Source organism: Aeromonas sp. 604443, from assembly GCF_049170315.1.
GTDB lineage: Bacteria > Pseudomonadota > Gammaproteobacteria > Enterobacterales > Aeromonadaceae > Aeromonas > Aeromonas veronii_A.
Genome location: NZ_JAAKMI010000001.1, coordinates 33,997 through 55,815 on the forward strand (window position 1 = coordinate 33,997; position 21,819 = coordinate 55,815).

The window sequence follows — 21,819 nt, forward strand, 5'->3', positions numbered from 1 at the left end:
TTGCAGATGAAACGGATCCTGATTATCGGTGGTGTCGCGGGGGGCGCATCGGCGGCGGCTCGCGCTCGTCGTTTGAGTGAAGAGGCAGAGATCGTGATGTTCGAGCGGGGCGAGTTTGTCAGCTTCGCCAACTGCGGTCTGCCCTATCACATCGGGGGCGATATCCCCGACCGGGATGCCTTGCTGCTGCAGACTCCCCAGAGTTTCAAGCGCCGTTTCAACGTCGATGTGCGGGTCTTCCACGATGTGATTGAGATCGACAAGGCGGGCAAGACCTTGCTGGTGCGCAACCTGCAAACCGGTGAAGAGCAGCGCGAGCATTACGATGTGCTGCTGCTGAGCCCGGGGGCGGCACCGATCCGTCCTCCTTTCCCCGGTATCGACAGCCCCCATGTCTATACCCTGCGCAATATCCCGGACATGGATCGCATTCTGGCGGCCCTGCACCACGATCAGCCGCGCCACGTCACTGTGGTGGGCGGCGGCTTTATCGGGCTGGAGATGATGGAGGCGCTGCATCAGCGCAAGCTGGATGTCACCCTGCTGGAGCTGGCCGATCAGGTGATGGCTCCGGTGGACAAGGAGATGGCCAACATGCTCCATGCCCGCATCCGGGAAGAGGGGATCGACCTGCGCCTGCGCACCGGCCTCACCGCCATCGAAAGTCTGGATCTGCCTGCCGAGAAGACCTCCGCCGTGCCGACCGCCAAAAGCGGTGGCCTGCGCCTGACCCTCAATGACGGTTCCCATCTTGATACCGGTCTCTTGATCCTCGCTATCGGCGTCAAGCCGGAAACCCTGCTCGCCGCCAAGGCGGGGCTGGAGCTGGGCCCACGGGGCGGCATCAAGGTGGATGCCGGGATGCGTACCTCGGATCCCTTCATCTACGCGGTGGGGGATGCGGTGGAAGAGATAGACTTCGTCACTGGCGAATCTGTGCTGATCCCGCTGGCGGGCCCGGCCAACCGGCAGGGGCGCATCGCCGCCGACAATATGCTGGGCCGAAGCGAAACCTACAAGAAGACCCAAGGGACCGCCATCTGCAAGCTGTTCGATCTGGCGGTGGCCAGCACTGGCCTCAACGAGAAGCGACTGGTGCAACTGGGATTGCCGTTCGAGAAGGTTTATGTCCACCCGGGCAGCCACGCCGGTTACTACCCCGGCGCCCATCCGGTCAGCCTCAAGCTGCTGTTTGCCCCGGATGGCAAGATTTACGGTGCCCAGGCCATCGGCAAGGATGGCATCGACAAGCGCATCGACGTGCTGGCAGTGGCCCAGCGCGCCGGTCTCACCGTGTTTGATCTGCAGGATCTGGAGCTTACCTATGCGCCGCCGTTCGGCTCGGCCAAGGATGTGATCAACATGGCGGGCTTTGTGGCAAGCAACCACCTGAAGGGGGACACCCTGCTCTGCCATGTGGCCGAGGTGCAGGCTCGTAACCCCCATCAGCTGGTGGTGGATGTGCGCAATGGCCCGGAGCTCGACAAGCTGGGCCGCATTCCGGGGGCGCTGCATATCCCCCTCGACGAGTTGCGTGGTCGCCTCCATGAGTTGCCCAAAGAGAAAGAGCTGCTGATCAGCTGTCAGGTTGGGCTGCGCGGCCATGTCGCCTGCCGCTTGCTGAGCCAGCTCGGCTTTAAAGTGAAGAATCTCTCCGGCGGCTTCAAAACCTGGCAGATGGCCACCGCCGAGTAACCGTTTTATTTCTGTGCCTGTTTGCCCCTCTCCCTTGTGCGTGCAAGATGAGGGGCTTTTTGTTTCTGCTTTTCGCCCTCCTTGCATTCCCTAATTGCAGCAATATTTCGACACACTTTATTTCCTGTGCCGGACAAAATTAACGTTTTGTTCAGGGGATGGGTGCTATAACCCCTGCCTCGTTCATGATGAACCGTGTAGTAGGGAGAGTGACATGCTGGATATGCTGATGGCCATTTGGCATCAGGATTTTGACGCCCTGGTTCAGATGCAGGCGGTACCCCTGCTGATCAGTTGCCTGATGCTGGTACTGCTGCTGGAGTCCGCATTCGTCTTCCTGCCCCTGCCGGGGGACAGCCTGGTACTGCTGGCCGGTGGGTTGGTTGGCATGGGGGTGTTTGGCCCCGAAGTGACTCTTGTCTATCTGCCGTTGGCTGCAGGCATAGGTTCCGTGCTCGCCTACTGGCAGGGACGGGCCCTACAGCGCACCCGCTTTATGGATCATATCGAACGGATGTTGCCTCCCGACAGCCTGCCCAAGGCGACCCGGCTGCTGAAAAAGTACGGTTTTCTGGCGATGTTCTCCTCCCGTTTTATCCCGTTCGTGCGGGTGCTGACCCCCATGCTGATGGGGATTGGCCGCCTGAGCGTGCTGCGGATGTGCGTGGCCAGCTTTGCCAGTGCCTTTATGTGGGCGCTCTGCCTCAGTTTGGTGGGCAAGCTAGCGATGAATACCCCCTTCTTTCTCCACCACAGCGAACTGTTGACCCGGGCCCTGCTGATTACCTCGCTGGTGCTGTTTCTGGCGGCCGTCATGGCCATCCTGTTTCGCTGGTTCAAAGGCGGAGCAAAAAACGAGACCAGCCACGACTAGATGACAACCCTTGCCGCACTGGATCAGTGGGCAAGGGGGTTCTCGTGCTGCAGGGGGGCGGAATTGTGCCCATTCGGGTAATGAGCTTTGTGTCGGGTGAGCAGGATGCCTTATCCTGTTTCCAGCCACGCTGCGTTTGCAGCGCTCCAACTCGGGATGGAACCTATGCGCCTCTTCGACTCTCCCTCTGCTTCTCACCGCTCTACCGCTGAAACCGGCGCTCTGCGCCGCCGCTGGTCGGCCCTGCTGCTATCCGGGTTGGCCGGTTTGCTGTTGGCCGGTTGTGGCCCCGACAAGCCTGTCGCCAATGGGCCGACTACAAAGCCTGCCGCGCAGCAGGAAACGGGTGCCCCAAGCGCCGTGGTGCAGGCCAATGCCCGCCAATACCGCGATGCGCCAGCGCTGGCGCTGGTCTTCTCCGGCCCCCTGGCGCCGAAGGCAAACTGGCAGAGCTGGCTCGGGGTCAGTGAAGGGGGCAAGCAGGTGCAGGGGGAGTGGATCCTCGCCGACGATGGTCGCACCCTCTATTTCCCGAACGTGCAGCCCGATAAAAGCTATGAGGTGAGCCTCAAGGCGGGGCTGGGCCCATCCCCCCAGAGCTGGACCCTCAAGACCCGGCCGCTGGAGGCGGGAGCCTCCTTTACCGCCAGTGGCATGGTATTGCCGCTGCGCCAAGAGCTGCGCCTGCCCATCAGCGCGGTCAATGTGGATGAGGTCAATATCGACTTCTTTCGGGTCGATGCCGAATACCTGCCCCGTTTCCTGGCCGAGTATCGCCCCGGTTCCGGCATGGGCAACTGGGAGCTTGAACAGATCACCAAGCGGGCCAAGCGGGTGTTCAGCGGCCGCTATGCGCTGGAGCTCGATGCCAACCGGCGCGAGACCCGCCTTATCAATGTGAAGGAGCCGCAGCTGGCTGAGGCTGGCGTCTACTTTGCGGTGATGTCGCCCCTTGGCAACTACGATTGGCGCAAGGAGACCACCTATTTCGCGGTGAGCGACATGGGGCTCAGTGCCCGCCGTTACCGCGATCAGCTGGAGGTGTTCGTGAGCTCCCTGGCCAGCGCCGACCCGCTCAAGGATGTGCAGCTCTCCCTGCTCGACGAGAAAGGCAACCGGCTGCAGGTGCAAACCACCGATCCGCAGGGCCATCGCCGCTTCGATCAGGTGCAGGGGGCTCGCTTGCTGCTGGCCGAACAGGGCAACCATCTGGCGGTGCTGCGCCTCGATGGGGCGGCACTCGATCTCTCCACCTTCGATCTCGGCACCCAGCCCTGGCAGGCCCAGCAGTTGTATCTGTTCAGTGGGCGCGATCTCTATCGCCCCGGCGAGCGGCTCGACAGCGAGATTTTGCTCAAGGGGCAGGATGGCCAGCTGCTGCCGGGCATGGCGGTGGAGCTGGAGGTGAAGCAGCCGGACGGCCAGCTGCTCGAACAGAAGCGGCTGCTGCCGGACAATTTGGGCGCCGCCCATTACGGCCTGCGTCTGCCGGATGATGCGCCGCTCGGGCGCTGGACCATCAGCCTCAAGACCGCCGCCGGCAGTCGCTTCGAGTGGCCCTTTTTGGTGGAGGAGTTTTTGCCAGAGCGCTTGAAACTGCAGCTTGGCAAGGGGCCGGATGGGGAAGTCACGAGTCTGGACGCCGCCCTCAGCCTGCCACTGCAGGGGGACTATCTCTACGGCGCGCCGGCCAGTGCCACCAAGGCCAAGGCGGAGGTAAAGATCAGCCGCGCCACCATGCCTTTTACCCAGTGGCAGGAGTTCACTTTGGGTGACGTGCTGCTTGCCGAGCAGGCCAAGGATCTCGAGCCGCTGAATCTCACCCTCGATGCGCAGGGGCAGGGGACTTTTTCGCTTGCTGATGAACTCGATGGGGTGCGCGCCCTCGGGCCGCTGGAGGTGGCCTATCGGGTGTCGCTCGCCGAGCCCGGTGGCCGCGCCGTCAATCGCAGCCGCACCCAGTATGGCTGGCCCGCGGGCAGCCAGTGGCCGGCGCTCAAGGCCGACTTCGTGGCGGATCGGGTAGAGGGGGGTAAGCCGCTCCCCTTCCAGATCCTCAACCTCGATGAGCAAGGCCAGCCGGTGGCGGGGGCGGTGAAGGTGCGCCTTATCAACGAGTACCGCGACTACTACTGGCATTACGCCGATGGGGAGGGGTGGAAGTACGAGTTCAACAGCCAGCCTTATCTGGAGCAGGAGCAGACCCTGCAGCTGGATGGCAAGGGGCCGACCCCGCTCACGCTGCAACTGGCGGCGGGCTGGTACCGGTTGGAGGTGGAGAACAGTCAGGGCCATCAATCCAGCCTGCGGGTAGAGATCGGCAGTTACGCCTGGGGCGGTGGTGGCGAGCAGGCACGGCCCGACAAGATTGCCATCACCCTCGACAAGCGCGCCTATCAGGCGGGTGACAAGGCCAAAGTGACGCTGGTGGCGCCGCGCCCCGGCAAGGGCTTGCTGCTGGTGGAAGATGGCGACGGCCTGCGCTGGTGGCAGCGCATCGAGCTCAAGGGCGCCGGTGGCGATGCCAAGGATGCCCGCGGCGAGTTCGAGATCCCGGTCAGTCCCGAGTGGCAGCGCCACGATCTGCATATCTCGGCCCAGATCGCCGCGCCAGACAGCGCCTCCAAACCGGTCAGCAGCCAGCAGGGACAGAGCCTGCGCTCGGTCGGGCTGGTGCCGCTCACCCTGGATCGGGAAGAGCGCCGTCTGCCGCTTACCCTGAGCGCTCCTGATAAAGCGGTGCCGCTCACCCGGCTGGAAGTGACCGCCACCTCCACCCCCAACAGTCAGGGACGGGTGGTGCTGGCGGCGGTTGATCGGGGCGTGCTCAATATCAGCGACTACCAGCCTCTCGACCCGTTCGAGATCTTCTTTGGTCGCAAGCGCTTCGCCCAAGATTTGTTCGACAACTACGGGCAAGTGATCCCGCCGCAGGATGGCAAGCTGGCCCGCCTCAACTACGGCGGCGATCGGGCGCCGCTGAAAAAGGGCGGTGCGCTGGAGAGCCGGGTCGAAATAGCAGCGCTGTGGAGCGGCGAGGTCAGTTTTGATGAGAGCGGCAAGGCGGTGATCCCGCTCGATCTGCCCAACTTCAACGGCGAGCTGGCGCTGATGGCGCTGGCCTGGAACGAACAGCAAGTCGGCGAGGCCGAGCGCGCCGTCAAGGTAGTAGCGCCCTTGGTGGCCGAAATTGGCTGGCCGCGCTTTGGCGCCAGAGGCGATGAGACCCGGGCGCTGGTGCAGCTACGCAACATGAGTGGCGAGGATCAGACCCTCTCCCTTGCCTGGACCCTGAACGGTGGGCTCAAGGCAAACGGTGAGCTGCCCAGCACCCTTTCCCTGAAAAATGGCGAAGAGCAGTGGCTGACCCTGCCGCTCACCGTGACCGGGGCGAGCGGTGTGGCGAGCCTGCAATTGGCGGCTAGCGGCAAGGATTTTGCCATCAGCCGCGATTGGTCTCTGCCGCTGCGCTCCCCCTGGCCGGCCGAGACTCGCCAGCGCTACCAGATGCTGGCCCCCGGCCAGCAGATGAGCTTTGCATCAGCTGAGCTGGCCGGGCTGGATCGCACCAACCTGCAGGGGCTGCTCAGCCTCTCCGGTACTCCCCCCTGGGATCCGGCAGCCCAGTGGCAGGCGCTGGCCGACTACCCCTACGCCTGTCTGGAGCAGACCCTGTCCCGTGCCTGGCCTTACTTGCTGACCACGGCGGATGAGCGGGCCGCCTGGAGCAAACCCGCAGAGGGCAAGAAAGCGGCGAGTGAGGCGGATGTGCAACGCGCCCTGCTGCAACGGCTGCAGCGGTTGCAACTGCCCAGCGGCGGCTTTGGCCTGTGGGATGGTCGCTCCGACGAGGAGCAGTGGCTCACCGCCTATGCCGCCGACTACCTGCTGGCGCGCAAGGAGGCGGGCGACGCAGTGCCGGAGGCGATGCTCAATCAGGCGCTGAACCGGCTGCAAAACTATCTCACCGACAGTCAGTATGGTGAGCGCTGGAGCAGTGCCCCCGAGCACAGCCGGTTGGCCTATCAGGCTTACAGCGCCTATGTGCTGGCCCGGGTGGGCAAGGCGCCGCTCGCTACCCTGCGCCTTATCTGGGAACAGCAGGCCGATCACGCCCGCTCAGGTTTGCCGCTTTTGCACCTCTCGCTGGCGCTCTCGGCCATGGGGGATGAGCAGAACGCCGCCAAGGCCCTCAGCCGGGCATTGGCGACCGAGCGCGGTGATGACTATCTGGGGGATTACGGCTCGCCGCTGCGCGATCAGGCCCTTGAGCTCTCTTTGCTGCGCCAGCACAAGCTGGCTGCGGAGCGCTGGCCTGATCTCAGCGCCAAGGTAGCCGATACCCTGGCACATCGTCAGTGGCTCAGCACTCAGGAGCGGCTTGCTCTGTTGCGACTCGCCCGTTTCGATCCTGCCGTCGACTGGCAGGCCAGGGTAACTTCCTCTCTTGGCAGTGGATCCCTGAGCGGTTCGGCTCCGCTGCAGCAGGGTGCCCCCGAGGCACTGGCGGCGAGCACCGTCACCAACGAGGGCAAGGGCTCGCTCTATGTGCAGCGCACTCTGGTTGGTTACCCCGAACAGGCTCCGGCACGGATCAGCAAGGGGATGAGCGTGACCCGCAGCTGGTTCAACAGCGACGGTCAGCCGTTTGATCCCGCCAAGGTGAAGGTGGGCGATCTGGTGGTGGTGCGGCTCAACGTCAGTAGCGAATCGGCGGTGCCCGATGCCCTGCTGGTGGAGATGGTGCCCGCTGGCTTCGAGCTGGAGAACCCGGCCCTTGGCAACAGCATCAAGCTCGAAGAGCTCTCCATTGAGGGGAAACCGGCGTGGCAGAGCGAATGGAACGACTATCTCAAGCATCAGGAGTTTCGCGACGACCGCTATACGGCGGCGCTGGATCTGAGTGAGGGGAGCAACCAGCAGCTGGTCTACCTGATGCGGGCGGTGACGCCGGGTCGCTATCAGGTGCCACCGACTCAGGTGGAGGATATGTACCGCCCCGAGCTGCGTGCCGTGGGTGAGGATATCCATGAGGTGCTCATCTCTGAGTAACATTCCCTCCCTTGAGCGGGTTCGCCCGCTCACTTTTTGGCAGCGTGGTTGGCTGAGCCTGGGTCGCAGTGGCCGCGCAGGCTGGCGCTGGCTTGGTCGCCTGCCGCGCTGGCTGCGTTTCTCGGTGCTGGGAGTTGTCGCACTGCTGCTGTCATTGCTGGCGCTGGATCGACTCTTCCCGCCGCCGCCACTCGACCCTGCATACGCACGGGTGGTGCTCGACATGAAGGGGCGGCCGCTGCGCGCCTTTGCCGATACCAGCGGCGTGTGGCGCTACCCCGTGACCCTGGAGCAGGTCTCCCCCCGCTATATCGAGGCATTGCTCGGCTACGAGGATCGCTACTTCTGGCGTCATCCCGGGGTTAATCCGGTGGCCATGGTGCGCGGGGTCTGGCAGTGGCTGCGCTATGGGCGGGCTGTGTCGGGCGGCTCGACTCTCACCATGCAGGTGGCGCGCCTTATCGAGCCCTACCACAGGAGCGTGCCCGGCAAGCTGCGCCAGATGGCGCGTGCGCTGCAACTGGAGTGGCACTTCGACAAGCGCACCCTGCTCACCGTCTACCTCAACCGGGCGCCGTTTGGCGGCAACCTGGAGGGGGTGCAGGCGGCAAGTTTTGCCTACCTTGGCAAGAGCGCCACCAAGCTGACCTATGCCGAGGCGGCGCTGTTGGCGGTGCTGCCGCAGGCCCCCAGCCGCAACCGGCCGGACCGGCATCCCGAGCGGGCCCGCGCCGCCCGTGACAAGGTAATGCAGCGGCTGGTGGCTCAGGGTGTCTGGCCCGAACAGGTGTGGTTGGAGGGACGTATCGAGCCGGTGCTGGCCCGCGGTCACTTCACGCCGATGGAGGCGCCGCTCTTTGCCCGCCTCGCCGCCGACCATCAGGCCGGGGCGCTGGTGCACACCACTATCGACGGCGATCTGCAGCGCTGGCTGGAGGGACGGGTGGCGAGCTATATCCGTCGTTTCCCCGAGCAGACCTCAGCGGCGTTGCTCTTGGTAGACAACAAAACCATGGCGGTGCGCGCCTATGTGGGCAGCGCCGAGTATGGCAATTTGCGCCGCCACGGTTACCTTGACATGGTGCAGGCGATCCGCTCTCCCGGCTCCACCCTCAAGCCCTTTATCTACGGTCTGGCCATGGATGAAGGGTTGGTGCACTCGGCCTCCCTGCTCTCCGATGCACCGAGACTAGGCTCGGAGTATCGTCCCGCCAATTTCTCCGGTGCCTTTCAGGGGCCGGTGACCCTGGCCCAGGCGCTGCAGCAATCCCTCAACGTGCCGGCGGTGCAGGTGCTGGAGGCGCTCGGGCCCGACAAGCTGGTCAGCCGCCTCGACAACGCCGGGGTGCGGCTGGCGCTCTCTGACAAACCCAATCCGGCCATTGCGCTGGGGGCGGCGGGCATTCGACTCGAGCAGCTGGTGGCGCTCTACAGTGCGCTGACCCGGCAGGGGCAGGTGGCGATGCCGGTTTGGCTGGCGGGGCAGCAGGCGGTGTCGCGCCCCTTGCTGAGCCCGGGAGCGGCCTGGATCATCTGGCAAATATTGAGCGCGCAGGGCCGGGCGGATCAGCCTTTTGCCAGTGAGGCAACCGGCCGGGTCAATCGACTGGCCTGGAAGACCGGCACCAGCTATGGCTATCGCGACAGCTGGGCGATGGGGGTCTCCGGTCGCTGGACTATCGGCGTCTGGCTTGGGCGCCCCGACGGCACCCCTTTGCCCGGTTTTTACGGCCAGAGCGCAGCGGTGCCGCTGCTGCTCTCGGTCTACTCACGGCTGGCTGACAACAGCTCTCTGCCGGCACAACCCAACACGGTGAGCGAAGCCGAGATCTGCTGGCCGCTGGGGCGCAAGGCGAGCGCAACCCTGCCTGAAACCTGTTTGCAGCGACAGAGCGCCTGGTTGCTGGAAGATCGCGATCCACCCACCTTGCCGGATCCCATGGATTGGCCCTCGCCGCTGCGACAGGTGGCACTCACTGCCGAAGGCAAGCCGACCCTGGCCCGCTGCCAGGATGCGGCGCAATCCGGTTTTCGGGCGCTCTGGCCGTTGTCGCTGGAGCCTTGGCGGTCCTCCGGCGAGCGACGACAGGCGCTGCTTGCAAGTGGTTGTGCTGGGGAAGGGCAGAGCGCCGAGCTGCAGGCCCCCATTCGCATTGTGGCGCTGGGGGAGGGCAACCTCATTCGCAGCCAGCGCTATCGGTTGCAGCCCAAGGTGCTCGGCGGTGTCGGCAAGTCTGCCTGGTTTCTCAATGGTCAGCGGCTGCGCTGGGACGGGGATCAGGTGCTGAGTGTGGCGGGTCGTTATCAGCTGGTGGTGGTGGATGAAGCGGGCAACAGCGATCGTATCGAGTTTCGCGTGGTGCATCCTGACAGTGATGCCAGCACCATCACCCGTTGATCGTTTTGCCGACAGCCATTGAGGTGAATGTAATTAACTATTTGAAATACATCAATATTTGATTGGATGAATTAATTTGTGAATAATTACGAATTCATTCAAATCCAATCGGGAGTTCTCTTTTGCTGCGTGTTCTGTGTCCCTTGCTGGTGCTGATGAGTTCGGGTTGTGCCACAACCAATCATGGTGATCACCATGTTTCTCCTGAACGTACCGGGTTCTATTCACCTTTCGAACCTGCTTCCGAGAGTTTTGCGCGTTGCTATCAGAAACAGTTTGCCTGTACCCCTGCCAATATCCGCCGTGACAGGGCGATGGAGGCGCGCAGGCAGGCGCAAGAGCGGGCCAATCATCGTGGTGATGATTGGTAGGCCGCAGATAACGAGAGGGGTTGGCAGATGCCAACCCCTTTTTCATTCCGCCAATTCAGCCCGGTTGGCGCAGATGGCCGAGCCGGGTGAAGAAGTGCTGGCTCTTGCGCTGGTGAAAGTGGCTCTTCTTGATGGGATGGAAGATGAGGTTGCTTTCGGGGTGGCTCGCCTTTAACTGGTGGAGCATGGCTACGGCGGGCAGGCTGGTGCTGACCAGGGTGGTGAGTGGCATGCTGAGGGTCTCGGGCCCCAGCAGTTGATTGAGCCCTTGCTGAGCCTGCTCAAAGCGAGTCTGGGCCGCCGGGTCGGCATAGCCGCTGCCCAGCATGGCGAGCAGGTTGTCGAGGGCCAGATGAAATTCGGCCAGCTGTTGGCGAAATCCGCTGCGCCCGCGCAGGGCAATCAGCTCTGCAAACGGAATGTCGGCCAGGTGAGTGGGCACTTGCAACGGGATCTCGAGATGGAAGCAATCCTGCCCGCCCCGGTTGTGGTAGCGGGATTCCAGCAGATGGAGCAGGCGGTCGAGATAGTCGTGATCGGTAATGAGCGCCCCGTCATTGGCGAGTGCCCACTCACGGGCGAGGCGCATGGAGAGCAGGTTGGCAAAGCGCCGCGCCATTCTGATCCCTCCCTCATCCCGGGTTGCAAAGCCGTGAGTCAGGCAAAAGCCGTGCAGCCGCTCCAGCCCCGCCTGATCCGGGCAGAAGCAGTCGTGGTTGGCGCCCTGGCGCCAGCGGCCAATCAGCTCCTTGTTGCCAAACACCTTGTGGCGGACGAAATCGGGGGCCACCAGGCCACTGATCTGGCTCTCCAACTGTGGAGTGATGGCGGCAAAGAAGGCGGCATCGGGCCGCTCGGCCAGCAGATCGGTCTGCTGTTGCAGGGTATCGAGCAGGGTGGTGAGGCCACTTTTTTCACTGACGGTGAAGACGAAGGCGAGCCGCTCCAGATAGAGCAGGGCAAATTTGAGCCAGAGCTCGTCGCGTACCTCCATGCCGGGGTAGTAGATATAGGTCTTCATCGGATCAGTCTGTTGTCAAAAATCTGGCGAGGCGCAGGGTCGGGAATATACGCAAGATTGGCGCTGCACGGCAAACACTGCGTGGGGGAATGTGAGCAAACGCTCATCCAGTAGGCGCTGGCCACAAAGTTCTGATATAATTCGCGCCCTTAAATCAAGGTCACCCGAGTCATTACCATGAAGTTCATTATCAAGCTGTTCCCGGAAATCACCATCAAGAGCAAGTCGGTTCGCCAGCGCTTTATCAAGATCCTGCAGGGCAATATCCGCAATGTCCTGCGCCGCTTCGACGACGATGCCCGCGTACGGATGGATTGGGACAAGCTGATCGTGAGCTCCCGCAATGACCAGTTCCGCGAGCAGGCAATCGAAGCCCTGGCCTGCATTCCCGGCATTCAGGCCTTCCTCGAGGTACAAGCCAGCAAGTTTACCGATCTGCACGACATCTTCGAGCAGGTGAAAGCCGTGTGGGGCGACCAGCTCAAGGGCAAAACCTTCTGCGTGCGCGCCAAGCGCCACGGCAAGCACGAGTTTTCCTCTCTCGAGATTGAGCGCTATGTGGGCGGTGGACTGAACCAGCACTGCGAAAGCAATGGTGTGCGCCTCAAGAACCCGGATGTGAAGATCAACCTCGAGATCGACGGCGAAGAGCTCTTTATTGTCAGCGCCATCCATCAGGGCCTGAGCGGCATGCCCATCGCGACCCAGGAAGATGTGCTGAGCCTGCTCTCCGGCGGTTTTGACTCCGGCGTGGCATCGTTCCAGTTCATCAAGCGCGGCTGCCGCGTGCACTACTGCTTCTTCAATCTGGGCGGTGCTGCCCACGAAATCGGCGTCAAGCAGGTGGCCTACCACCTGTGGAACCGTTTCGGCTCCTCCCACCGGGTACGTTTCACCGCTGTGGACTTCGAGCCGGTGGTTGCCGAGATCCTCGAGAAGATCGACAACGGTCAGATGGGCGTGGTGCTCAAGCGGATGATGATGCGTGCTGCCGCCAAGGTGGCCGATGAGTTCCAGATCCCGGCGCTGGTGACCGGCGAGTGTGTGGGTCAGGTATCCAGCCAGACTCTCACCAACCTGAACGTGATCGACCGGGTCACCGACAAGGTGATCCTGCGCCCGCTTATCACTTGGGACAAGCCGGATATCATCAGTGAAGCCCGCCGCATCGGCACCCTGGAGTTCGCCGAGACCATGCCGGAGTATTGTGGGGTCATCTCCAAAAAGCCGACTGTGAAGGCCGAGCTCTCCCGCATTGAAGAGGAAGAGGCCAATTTTGACTTCTCCATTCTGGACAAGGTGGTCTCCGAGGCCCGTTACCTCGATATCCGTCGTATCGGTGAAGAGACTGCTGCTGAAGTGCAAGAGGTGGAAACCACCCTGGTGCTGGGCGCTGACGAGGTGATCCTGGATATCCGCTCTGCCGACGAACACGACGAGAAGCCGCTGGTGGTGGAAGGTCGTGAAGTACTGCATATCCCCTTCTTCAAGCTGGCCACCGCCTTTGGCGATCTGCCCAAAGAGAAGACCTACCTGCTCTACTGCGATCGCGGCGTGATGAGCAAGCTGCAGGCGCTTTACCTGAAAGAGAAAGGCTTTGCCAACGTCAAAGTTTACCGTCCGTAATTTGACGCTCAATCTCCCATAAAAAATCCGGCCAATGTGCCGGATTTTTGTTTTATAGCTCGGAGCTTGGATTTATGGACAGGGAACGGGAGTGAAGGAGTGCTCCCCCAGGCAACGCCAACCCATTTCCGCTCCCCTCATTTGCCAAAGGTTATCGCTGCGATAGAGAGTCAGGATATAGAGCATGTCGTTCTTGCTGCCATCGAGGGCAACCGAGAGTACCAGATCATTATCCAGTTGCTGTGCATGGATGCGACTGGGGATGTCACTATGACCGACAAAACGAAGTGCTACCTCACGGTAGTCATTGACCCATTTCTGATGTAGCTCGTTCGCCTGACGTATCTGCTGGTTGAACTGCTGCACTGGCGCCGATGCCAGTCGTCCAAAAACGGCTTGTGCTTCGGCATGTGCTGCTGTCACGTTCGCAAGGAGGAGAGTGGTAAGCATACCGATTTTGTGCATGAGAATATCCGGCTAACAACGACTGCTTCTATGACAACAGAAAAGCCCATTTGGTTCAACGCACAACCCACAGAGCCATATTCCACTGCGGGTGTGCTTTCAGTTGCGTTGCAGCGAGAAGGTTGGTAGCGACAGGTGCCAGTAGATAGCAGCTACCCGCAAACCGAACACGGCTGTCATACAGATGAGCATGGCGGTTACTCTGTCCATGTTCGCCTCCAGTGCCAGGGTGTAGAGGATTCCGCCCAAAATGCAGGCTGTTGCATAGATCTCTTTTTGCAACACCATAGGCACTTCCCTGGCCAGTACATCACGGATCATGCCGCCTGCTACCCCTGTCATGGTCCCCATCAGCACGGCGATCAGTCCCGGGGTACCGAAGTTGAGGGCTTTTTGCGCCCCAATCACCGTAAAGAGGGCCAACCCGAAGGCATCCGCGACGGGCAGTACATACCAGGGCATTCTGCGGGGCAGTTTGACCATCCACATCCCGATCAGCGCCGTTGCAATGACCACCCAGATATAGAGAGGATCGCGAACCCAGAACACCGGGGTTGCTCCCAGGATCATGTCGCGGATGGTGCCACCGCCGATGGCGGTGACTGCCGCCAACACCATGACGCCAAATCCGTCCATTCTGAGCCGGCCCGCCACCAGAACCCCTGAAAACGCGAATACCGCAGTACCAAACATGTCGCTGATGTAAACAATCTGCTCAACCAGTGTCTGCATGGAAAACAACTCACGCCAAATTGTTGATGGGGCCGCGATTTTAGGGGCTGGAGAGCCCAATCGCCAACTGTGCTCGACAAAATTGAGAGTCGACACCGCTTTTTTCTCGCATCATGGACAGGGAGGGGCTCGAGTGTGCCTGTTTACCTCCTTGTTGGAGGAGGGGCGCGATGAGTTTCTGCCACGTTTTAGTGGGCGTTTTTTTCCTTAAGTTTATCCCCGACCTGTCGATATATAGGGTAAGCGGCGTTAACGTGATGAAGCGTTGAAAAAAATGCTAAAGACATCGAAAAACGGGCCGTTAAATAAGACGCATCGGGCACAGAAAATAATAAAGCCAGAGCAAATAGAAGAGTAAATTTAATAGCTTAGGAGAATAGTCATGGGCCTTTATATCAACACTAACGTTTCATCACTCAACGCTCAGCGTAACCTGATGAACACGACCAAATCACTGGATACATCCTACACTCGACTGGCATCCGGTCTGCGTATCAACAGCGCCAAAGACGATGCCGCCGGCCTGCAAATTGCCAACCGTTTGACCTCCCAGATCAACGGTCTGGATCAAGGTAACCGTAATGCCAATGACGGTATCTCTGTTGCCCAAACTGCCGAAGGGGCAATGGATGAAATTACCTCCATGCTGCAACGGATGCGTACGCTGGCTCAACAGTCAGCCAACGGTTCCAATAACACTGATGACCGTACTGCGCTGCAGCAAGAGTATACCCAGTTGATGACTGAAATTGACCGGGTAGCCAAAGATACCACGTTTGGTGGTCAGAACCTGCTTAATGGCGGCTATGTGGGCACCTTCCAGGTGGGGGCAGACGCAGGGCAGACCATCACCTTCCGGATGACGACCGCCTTTACTATCTCGGGCATGGCCTCTGCCACCAGTGGTAGTGCGACAGTGGCAACCACGACCTCGGGCGAGCCGTATAACATCACGAAGACAGCAGGAACGCCGGTCACATCTACCAGTATGTCGACCATTACAGCTGCAAGCTCGGCCCAGTCGGCTATGGCCAACCTGGATTACATGATAAAGGTGGTGGACAGCAAGCGTGCTGAACTGGGGGCGGTACAAAACCGGTTTGACTCGACCATTCGCAACCAGGCGAACGTCTCCGAAAACGTTAGTGCTGCACGCTCACGTATCCGTGATGCAGACTTCGCCACCGAGACTGCAAACCTGACCAAGCAGAATATCTTGCAACAGGCCGCATCAACCATACTGGCCCAGGCGAACCAGCGCCCCCAGTCAGCTCTTTCGCTGCTGCAAGGCTAACAAAAGAAAACAGGGCGGTTGTTCAGGCCGCCCTGGTCAAGAGATGGAACAAAGGGGTGTTCGGTTCGCACTCTGTTCTATCGGGAGAGATATAATTCTCTACTAGTAATGCCAAGTGTTGTCCAGCTGTTCAGTTCTGTCACGCTTGGTCATATTCTCCTGAGCATATGCTCATCTTTAGGCCGGTTTACCGGCCTCTTTTTATTGTGTCGTCAAATCGACGTCACTCTACCCAACCTAAGCACAAACCGTGCCACAAAAATAATCCTGTCACACCATCTTGCAACCCCTCTATTTACGTCTTGCACTATGTTTGCCATCTGGCTTTCCTTGCCATGTACCGGAGAAAAATTGCCGCGTTAGGCAACAATTTTCCTAAAGCTTGCCTCTGCACTGCCGTTAAACAAGGTGAAGCAATCGAGGGGTGTTCGGAATCCAACGTTTGCACTACTGCGGGTGACCTGTCCGTTCAAACAGACACCCGCCAGAAGACTCAGGCTCGTTCAACCTGTTCTTCTAACGGTGGGACGCCGCTTTGACGGCGCAACCCGCAGTCGCATGTTCTTCGGGAGAATATTTTATGGCCATGTATATCAACACGAATACTTCATCACTGAACGCCCAGCGTAACCTGATGAATACCAACAAGTCTCTGGATACCTCTTACACCAGACTGGCATCGGGACTTCGTATCAACACTGCCAAAGATGATGCTGCCGGTTTGCAGATCTCCAACCGTTTGACTTCCCAGATCAACGGTTTGGATCAAGGTAACCGCAACGCCAACGATGGTATCTCGGTTGCTCAAACGGCTGAAGGGGCCATGGATGAAGTGACCAGTATGCTGCAGCGTATGCGTACGCTGGCACAGCAATCTGCTAACGGTTCCAACAACACCGATGACCGTACTGCATTGCAGCAAGAGTTTGACCAACTGACTACAGAGATCAACCGTATCTCCAACGACACCACTTTCGGTGGCCAGAAGCTGCTGGATGGCAACTACAAGGGGTCGTTCCAGGTGGGGGCGGATGCTGGTCAGACTATCACCTTCAAGATGACTTCCGCCTTTACCATCAGTGGGATTGCGGCATCAACCAAGGGAAGCGCGACCGTTGCTACCAGTGCCTCTGGCGAGCCCTATACCGTGACCAAGGGAACATCTGCAGTAACCTCTACCAGCGTCAGCAGCATCAGCTCTGCCAGCGCCGCCCAGCTGGCCATGGCCAACCTTGATTTCATGATCAAGGCGGTAGACAGCAAGCGGGCAGAGCTGGGTGCGGTGCAGAACCGGTTTGACTCCACCATTCGCAACCAGTCCAACGTCTCTGAAAACCTGAGCGCAGCACGTTCTCGTATCCGTGACGCAGACTTTGCAACCGAGACCGCTAATCTGACCAAGCAGAACATTCTGCAACAGGCTGCTTCCAGCATCCTGGCTCAAGCCAACCAAAGACCGCAATCAGCCCTGTCCCTGCTGGGTTAACAGGCTGTGATGAGATAAAAAAGGAGCGACGATATGGCCAATGAAATTGGAATTCCGTCATCGGTCACTCCTTCTTCTCTTCAGTCAAGTAGCAAGAGCGGCCAGTCGGCCGCTCAAGTGCTATCTGGCACATCAGAAGAGCAGCGGGGGACGGCAAAGGACATGGAAAAGCAACAGGGGCTGCCTGAGCAGGAGAGGGCTGGCAAGCCGAAGATTTCAGACAAGGAAATTGAGAAAGGGGTACAAAACTTGCAAGAGTTCAGTCAGTTGCAAGGATGGACCGTCAATTTCAGTGTTGAAAAGGAACTGGAGCAGGTTGTTATCAAGGTAATGGATGCCGATACCAAATCAATGATCCGTCAGATACCAAGTGAAGAGTTGCTGGCTATCAGCAAACGAATCCAGGCTCTGCGCGAAGGTGATGTGATTGGCGGTGGCTCTCGAGTCGGGTTATTGCTTGATAAAGAGATTTAATAGTTACGTTTGCGAGGAGAGTGAGTATGGCCACAATTACGTCTGCTGGTGCGGGCTCTGGACTGGACTTGGAGTCTGTCATTGCTGCAAGTGTTGATGCCAAGAAGGCGCAGCTGTTGCAGCCAATTACCACCAAAAAGACCAATGCCCAGATCACTCTCTCAGGGGTAGGCCAGCTGAAGTCAGCGATCGCGACTTTTGTCACCACTCTGCAGGCTATGTCAAAGGATGACGCGTTTAACAAACGTGCGATAAACATCACCCAGGATAAAGATAATCCGGTTCTCAAGGTGGAGAGCAAGAGTGGCGCTTCCAACGGGCAATATGACATCAGTGTCGAAAAATTGGCGAAGACCAGCAAATTTGAAGGTAGTTTCGCCTCTTCTACCACGCCCATGATCACTCAAGATGGCACCCTGACATTCAAGGCAGGTGACAAGACCTTTGATGTGGATGTTAAAGCAGGGGATTCACTCCAGTCCATTCGCAAGCGGATCAACAATGATAGTGACAACTTTGGTCTTAGCGTCAATATCATGAATACCTCCGATGGCAAGGCGGCCCTTGTGATTGACTCCGGTGTCAGTGGAACAGGTAAAGATCTGCAGATAACCGGCAGTACACCTGAACTGACTGACAATTTCATCTCCAAGCTGACCCAGAAACAACAAGCCCGTGATGCCGAGATAAGCGTGGATGGCAATAAATTGACCAGTGCGACCAACACCTTTGATGGCACCATTGTGGGTCTCAAGATTACGGTGTTGAAAGAGTCGGAGAGCACCACTACCACGAACCCGAGTGATGGTACCGTGACGACCACTTACAAGCCAAACAGAGTGGATGTGACGACAGACAAGGCTGGCATCAAGACCATGGTGCAGAGCTTCATCGATGGCTATAACGCTCTGGTGAAGAAGAGCACCGATCTGGGCAAACGCAGCTCTATCGTGGCCGGTGTCAGCCAGAATGATGGTGGAGCCCTGGCGGGGGATGCGACGACCAAGGCTGTGACCAACCTGATGAGTGGCACCGTCACCGAGCCTTCTAACAACTCTTCGACCTTCTCTACCATCTTTCAGTTGGGGGTCAAGATGGACAACAAGGGAGTGCTCTCACTTGATTCGACGAAATTCGATGAAGCGGTCGAGAAGAACTTCGACCAGGTAGTGGCTGTATTTGGTGGCAAGGACGGTGTTGCTGGCAAGTTGGCCAGCCAGCTTGAGACCTACTCCAAGACAGGGGGACTGCTTGCCAAGCGGGAAGAGACACTCAATTCTGATCTGCGTGATGTCAACCGCAAACAAGCAGATGTCGCGGCGCAGCTCACCAAGTATGAAGAGACGTTGAGGGCACGCTACGGCAGTCTGGATACCTTGCTGGCCAAGATGAACAAATCTGCCTCCTATCTCAACCTGCTCAATACCAACAACAAAACCAGTTAATTTGTAGTCAGGAGCTGAGTCTCGTATGTATCGAAAAACGATCAAGGCCTATACAACCCAGAGTTTGCAGTCTGAGCTGGCAGTGGCGGATCCCTATCGCGTGATCCAGTTATTGATGCAAGGGTGTCTCGAACGTCTCGCTCAGGCTCGCGGTGCAGTCGAGCGTCGCGATTTCGAGGGTAAGTCCCAATCTATCTCCAAGACGCTGGCCATTATCAATGGTCTGCAAGATTCACTTGATCTCTCTTATGGCAAGGTCCCCGAAGACCTGTTCGCACTTTATGACTATATGAAAGTGCGCATGATGGATGCCAGCCGTGACATGGATGTAGGCGCCATTGATGAAGTGATGAACCTGATGCTGACGGTCAAGAGCGGTTGGGATGCCATCCCTGTCGATGAGCGAGACAAGGCGCTGGCACAGCAAAAGGTAGGCAGACCGGCATGAATGAGGTCAATAGTACTTCTGTGTCTGCCTTGATGAGACAGGGCGAGCAGTTGCAGTCTCTACTGGTGCAAGGTGAGCTGGTTGCAGCAGAACAGCTGGCTGAACTTTATCTGCATGCTCTGGAAGAGGTATTCGGGTCACTGCCTTGGGGAGAGACTCTCAATGTGGAACAGCGGCAGGCACTGATGCAGTTCCAGCTTATTTATGATTGGGTGGGTCAGGAAAAGCAGCAGGCTGAAGCACAATTACGACAATTCTCCCAGGCCGGACGTGCATCCGGTCTTTACAAGCTGAATGCAGGTTAGTCTGACATGGATATCCATCACAAGATTCATGATGTAGAAAGTGAACTGGCACGCCTGGCTCTGCAAAAGCAGCAGGAGGCCGCCATGCTGGAAGTACTCCCCGTTCGTTATGAACTCAATATGGCTGCGTTTGCCAAATACATGCCCGCCATTCATGACTTTTTCAAGGAGTACCAGCCTGCCAGGCCTTTTCGTTTCTTCTGTAATGAAAACGGCGTTCCCAATATTCTGTGGCTCGACGAGGGTATCTCGCTTTATGGGGATGATCCATTTAGCGAGGTTCAGTCGCAGATTGCCGAGGTCATTGAACACAGTGTCTTGCAGTGCATCGATTTTGTGCCCCAGTGGTATATCGATGGCCAAATCCATATCAAATACAACAATGAAATCTCCAAATTAAAAGAGAAGTCAGCTCTGGAAGGGTTGCGTCTAAAGGCAGCATTACATACCGATATTCCTCTGGCACTGATGTATGGCATTGGTTTGGGCTACCAGCTCGGTTGCTTGTATGAACAGTGCAAGATCAAGAATCTGTTTGCTTTCGAGCCTGATCTTGACATGTTTTACGCCTCGCTCTTCTGTTTTGATTGGCATCAGCTGCTCGCCTACATGGAGGAGGAGTCGATCAGTCTGCACCTCTTTATCGGTGTTGACGAGCGATTGCTGGTCGCTGACATGATGGAGGCGCTGCATCGCAAGGGGGCATTCTGGTCGGCAAGCTATTTCTCGTTCTGTCATTACCATTCCCCCAAGCTGCACGCCTTGATAACACAGGTGGAAAGGGAGTTCTATCTGCTCAAAACGGGGTGGGGGTTCTTTGATGACAACATCTATGCACTTGCCCATAGCCACACCCATCTGCAAGACGGCACCCCCTTTCTGAAACGGTGGCGCGATAGCCGAGCCTTCGAGCAGATCCCTGTCTTTGTGGTTGGCAATGGCCCCTCGCTGGATCAGAGCATCGAGTTCATCCGGCAGCATCAGCAGCAGGCAATCATTATCGCCTGCGGTACTGCGGTCAGTGCACTCTACAAAGCTGGCGTAAAACCGGATATCTACGTTGCAGTGGAGCGCACCAAGAGCTCAGCCGATTTTCTGAGCATTCTCAATGCCGATGACTTTATCAAGGACACCGTGTTTCTGAGCGTTGATGTCATTCACCCTGAATGCAAGCGCTTCTTTCGTAAAACAGGGTTGGCGTTCAAGCCCAACGAGCCGATGTTCTCCATGCTGATTAGCGCGTTTGGTCAGGCATTTGAGTACGATACCATTGAATTTTCCAACCCGTTCGTCGGCAATACCGGCCTCAATTATGCGGCCTTGCTTGGTTTCAAGCAGGTGTATTTGTTTGGTATCGACAATGGCTATAAAACAGCCGGACAGCATCACTCCAGCCTGAGTCTCTATTACAACGACAAGCAAGAGGCGAAATACGAGGAAAATTTAAAGGATACTTTCCCGGCACCGGGTAACTTTGGCGACGAAGTGCGTATCAATCATCTGTTTGGGCTAGCCATTCACAATATGGCCAGTGTATTGCGTGATTATCCCGAGATGCAGTGCGTCAACAGTAGTGACGGCGCTTATATAGAAGGGGCAATCCCTCGTCGTGTTGAATCGTTGCAACCTGAATGGCCGGTACTCGACAAAATCCCGCTCATGGATGAAGTGATGGCCACTTGTTTCCAGTCCTTTGACATGAGCAGCGTTGATTTCGCTGCTGCATTGCAGGTGCCGCTGTTCGTTGAGCTGGTAGACAAGTTGCGCGATGACTGGCGCCAGGTAGCCTGTGAACACAATGCGGTATTGGCCATGATGCAACGCCATCACGACTATCTGCTCTATCTGCTGATGAGCCGCGAATCACATCTCTATCGTGTGTTGATTGGTTCAATTAACTATTTCTACGCCAATATCATCAGCCTGATGATGGCGCAGGTGACAGAAGAACCCGAGGTGCTGGCGGGCAAGATAAAAGAGGCGCAGGCAATTCTGGAGTTATTCTTCGAGGATAGCAAAGTGATGTATGCCGATGCGTTCGATGGCCATGATACCACCTATTTTACCGGCCTGGATGTGTTCAAGCGCTAGTCCTTGAATCGGATGGGGATGACTCTGTTCATCTCCATTCCC

16 protein-coding genes are annotated in these 21,819 nt (G+C 58.3%); 13 read left to right on the forward strand and 3 right to left on the reverse strand.

The annotated features are described in order from the left end of the window. The first annotated feature begins 6 nt into the window (after positions 1 to 6). From G5380_RS00150 to G5380_RS00170, 5 genes are all read left to right on the forward strand, one after another. Positions 7 to 1,695, forward strand: a complete 1,689-nt coding sequence (locus G5380_RS00150) for an FAD-dependent oxidoreductase (protein ID WP_058058105.1) — start codon at positions 7 to 9, stop codon at positions 1,693 to 1,695. A gap of 214 nt (positions 1,696 to 1,909) precedes the next feature. Beyond that, entirely contained in the window at positions 1,910 to 2,569 is a 660-nt protein-coding gene (locus tag G5380_RS00155; protein ID WP_005353037.1) for a DedA family protein, read from the forward strand. Between the two features lie 165 nt (positions 2,570 to 2,734). After that, positions 2,735 to 7,621 carry an alpha-2-macroglobulin family protein gene (locus G5380_RS00160; RefSeq protein WP_421352171.1) on the forward strand — a complete coding sequence of 1,629 codons (4,887 nt, stop codon included), beginning with the start codon at positions 2,735 to 2,737 and terminating at the stop codon, positions 7,619 to 7,621. Then, positions 7,599 to 10,019 (forward strand): penicillin-binding protein 1C, encoded by a 2,421-nt coding sequence (gene pbpC, locus G5380_RS00165; RefSeq protein WP_421352172.1) that lies wholly within the window; start codon positions 7,599 to 7,601, stop codon positions 10,017 to 10,019. Before G5380_RS00160 ends, pbpC begins: the two co-directional genes overlap by 23 nt. Positions 10,020 to 10,141: 122 nt before the next feature. Beyond that, positions 10,142 to 10,390: a hypothetical protein gene (locus tag G5380_RS00170; RefSeq protein ID WP_081043467.1), complete on the forward strand. Its 249-nt coding sequence runs from the start codon at positions 10,142 to 10,144 to the stop codon at positions 10,388 to 10,390. 55 nt (positions 10,391 to 10,445) lie between these two features. Here the strand turns inward: G5380_RS00170 and G5380_RS00175 are convergent, their stop codons facing one another. Continuing rightward, positions 10,446 to 11,411: a hypothetical protein gene (locus G5380_RS00175; protein WP_266133825.1), complete on the reverse strand. Its 966-nt coding sequence runs from the start codon at positions 11,409 to 11,411 to the stop codon at positions 10,446 to 10,448. 177 nt (positions 11,412 to 11,588) lie between these two features. Between G5380_RS00175 and thiI the strand changes: the two genes are divergently transcribed. Beyond that, entirely contained in the window at positions 11,589 to 13,037 is a 1,449-nt protein-coding gene (gene thiI / locus G5380_RS00180; RefSeq protein ID WP_421352173.1) for a tRNA uracil 4-sulfurtransferase ThiI, read from the forward strand. A gap of 72 nt (positions 13,038 to 13,109) precedes the next feature. On the opposite strand, the gene G5380_RS00185 is transcribed toward thiI, so the two are convergent. Both G5380_RS00185 and G5380_RS00190 read right to left on the reverse strand, forming a co-directional pair. Then, positions 13,110 to 13,502 (reverse strand): hypothetical protein, encoded by a 393-nt coding sequence (locus G5380_RS00185; RefSeq protein WP_042053183.1) that lies wholly within the window; start codon positions 13,500 to 13,502, stop codon positions 13,110 to 13,112. Positions 13,503 to 13,601: 99 nt separating this feature from the next. Next, the gene (locus tag G5380_RS00190; protein WP_129503709.1) at positions 13,602 to 14,234 is read right to left on the reverse strand and encodes a trimeric intracellular cation channel family protein; all 633 of its coding nucleotides are present in this window, start codon (positions 14,232 to 14,234) and stop codon (positions 13,602 to 13,604) included. Positions 14,235 to 14,616: 382 nt separating this feature from the next. On the opposite strand from G5380_RS00190, the gene flaA reads away from it, so the two are divergent. From flaA to G5380_RS00225, 7 genes are all read left to right on the forward strand, one after another. Beyond that, positions 14,617 to 15,528, forward strand: a complete 912-nt coding sequence (gene flaA / locus G5380_RS00195; protein WP_129503710.1) for a flagellin A — start codon at positions 14,617 to 14,619, stop codon at positions 15,526 to 15,528. A 580-nt stretch (positions 15,529 to 16,108) separates the two neighbouring features. Continuing rightward, complete coding sequence (flaB, locus tag G5380_RS00200) at positions 16,109 to 17,014, forward strand: flagellin B (RefSeq protein ID WP_129503711.1); 906 nt, start codon at positions 16,109 to 16,111, stop codon at positions 17,012 to 17,014. Between the two features lie 33 nt (positions 17,015 to 17,047). Beyond that, a complete protein-coding gene (locus G5380_RS00205) occupies positions 17,048 to 17,488 on the forward strand; it encodes a flagellar protein FlaG (RefSeq protein WP_421223438.1) in 441 nt (146 codons plus the stop codon). A 26-nt stretch (positions 17,489 to 17,514) separates the two neighbouring features. After that, entirely contained in the window at positions 17,515 to 18,933 is a 1,419-nt protein-coding gene (fliD, locus tag G5380_RS00210) for a flagellar filament capping protein FliD (RefSeq protein ID WP_216954022.1), read from the forward strand. Between the two features lie 25 nt (positions 18,934 to 18,958). Then, entirely contained in the window at positions 18,959 to 19,381 is a 423-nt protein-coding gene (gene fliS, locus G5380_RS00215) for a flagellar export chaperone FliS (protein ID WP_005346697.1), read from the forward strand. Continuing rightward, positions 19,378 to 19,686: a hypothetical protein gene (locus G5380_RS00220; protein WP_129503714.1), complete on the forward strand. Its 309-nt coding sequence runs from the start codon at positions 19,378 to 19,380 to the stop codon at positions 19,684 to 19,686. Before fliS ends, G5380_RS00220 begins: the two co-directional genes overlap by 4 nt. A 6-nt stretch (positions 19,687 to 19,692) precedes the next feature. After that, positions 19,693 to 21,777, forward strand: coding sequence for a 6-hydroxymethylpterin diphosphokinase MptE-like protein (locus G5380_RS00225; protein WP_421323397.1), 2,085 nt, complete (start codon positions 19,693 to 19,695; stop codon positions 21,775 to 21,777). Positions 21,778 to 21,819: the final 42 nt, after the last annotated feature.

Bases quoted from the DNA above. Each gene is read 5' to 3' on its own strand.
- G5380_RS00190 (WP_129503709.1), bottom strand. From the start codon at position 14,234: ATGCAGACACTGGTTGAGCAGATTGTTTACATCAGCGACATGTTTGGT.
- pbpC (WP_421352172.1), top strand. From the start codon at position 7,599: ATGAGGTGCTCATCTCTGAGTAACATTCCCTCCCTTGAGCGGGTTCGC.
- G5380_RS00220 (WP_129503714.1), top strand. From the start codon at position 19,378: ATGAATGAGGTCAATAGTACTTCTGTGTCTGCCTTGATGAGACAGGGC.
- flaA (WP_129503710.1), top strand. From the start codon at position 14,617: ATGGGCCTTTATATCAACACTAACGTTTCATCACTCAACGCTCAGCGT.
- G5380_RS00160 (WP_421352171.1), top strand. From the start codon at position 2,735: ATGCGCCTCTTCGACTCTCCCTCTGCTTCTCACCGCTCTACCGCTGAA.
- G5380_RS00185 (WP_042053183.1), bottom strand. From the start codon at position 13,502: ATGCACAAAATCGGTATGCTTACCACTCTCCTCCTTGCGAACGTGACA.
- G5380_RS00205 (WP_421223438.1), top strand. From the start codon at position 17,048: ATGGCCAATGAAATTGGAATTCCGTCATCGGTCACTCCTTCTTCTCTT.
- fliD (WP_216954022.1), top strand. From the start codon at position 17,515: ATGGCCACAATTACGTCTGCTGGTGCGGGCTCTGGACTGGACTTGGAG.
- G5380_RS00155 (WP_005353037.1), top strand. From the start codon at position 1,910: ATGCTGGATATGCTGATGGCCATTTGGCATCAGGATTTTGACGCCCTG.
- G5380_RS00225 (WP_421323397.1), top strand. From the start codon at position 19,693: ATGGATATCCATCACAAGATTCATGATGTAGAAAGTGAACTGGCACGC.
- flaB (WP_129503711.1), top strand. From the start codon at position 16,109: ATGGCCATGTATATCAACACGAATACTTCATCACTGAACGCCCAGCGT.
- G5380_RS00175 (WP_266133825.1), bottom strand. From the start codon at position 11,411: ATGAAGACCTATATCTACTACCCCGGCATGGAGGTACGCGACGAGCTC.
- thiI (WP_421352173.1), top strand. From the start codon at position 11,589: ATGAAGTTCATTATCAAGCTGTTCCCGGAAATCACCATCAAGAGCAAG.
- G5380_RS00150 (WP_058058105.1), top strand. From the start codon at position 7: ATGAAACGGATCCTGATTATCGGTGGTGTCGCGGGGGGCGCATCGGCG.
- fliS (WP_005346697.1), top strand. From the start codon at position 18,959: ATGTATCGAAAAACGATCAAGGCCTATACAACCCAGAGTTTGCAGTCT.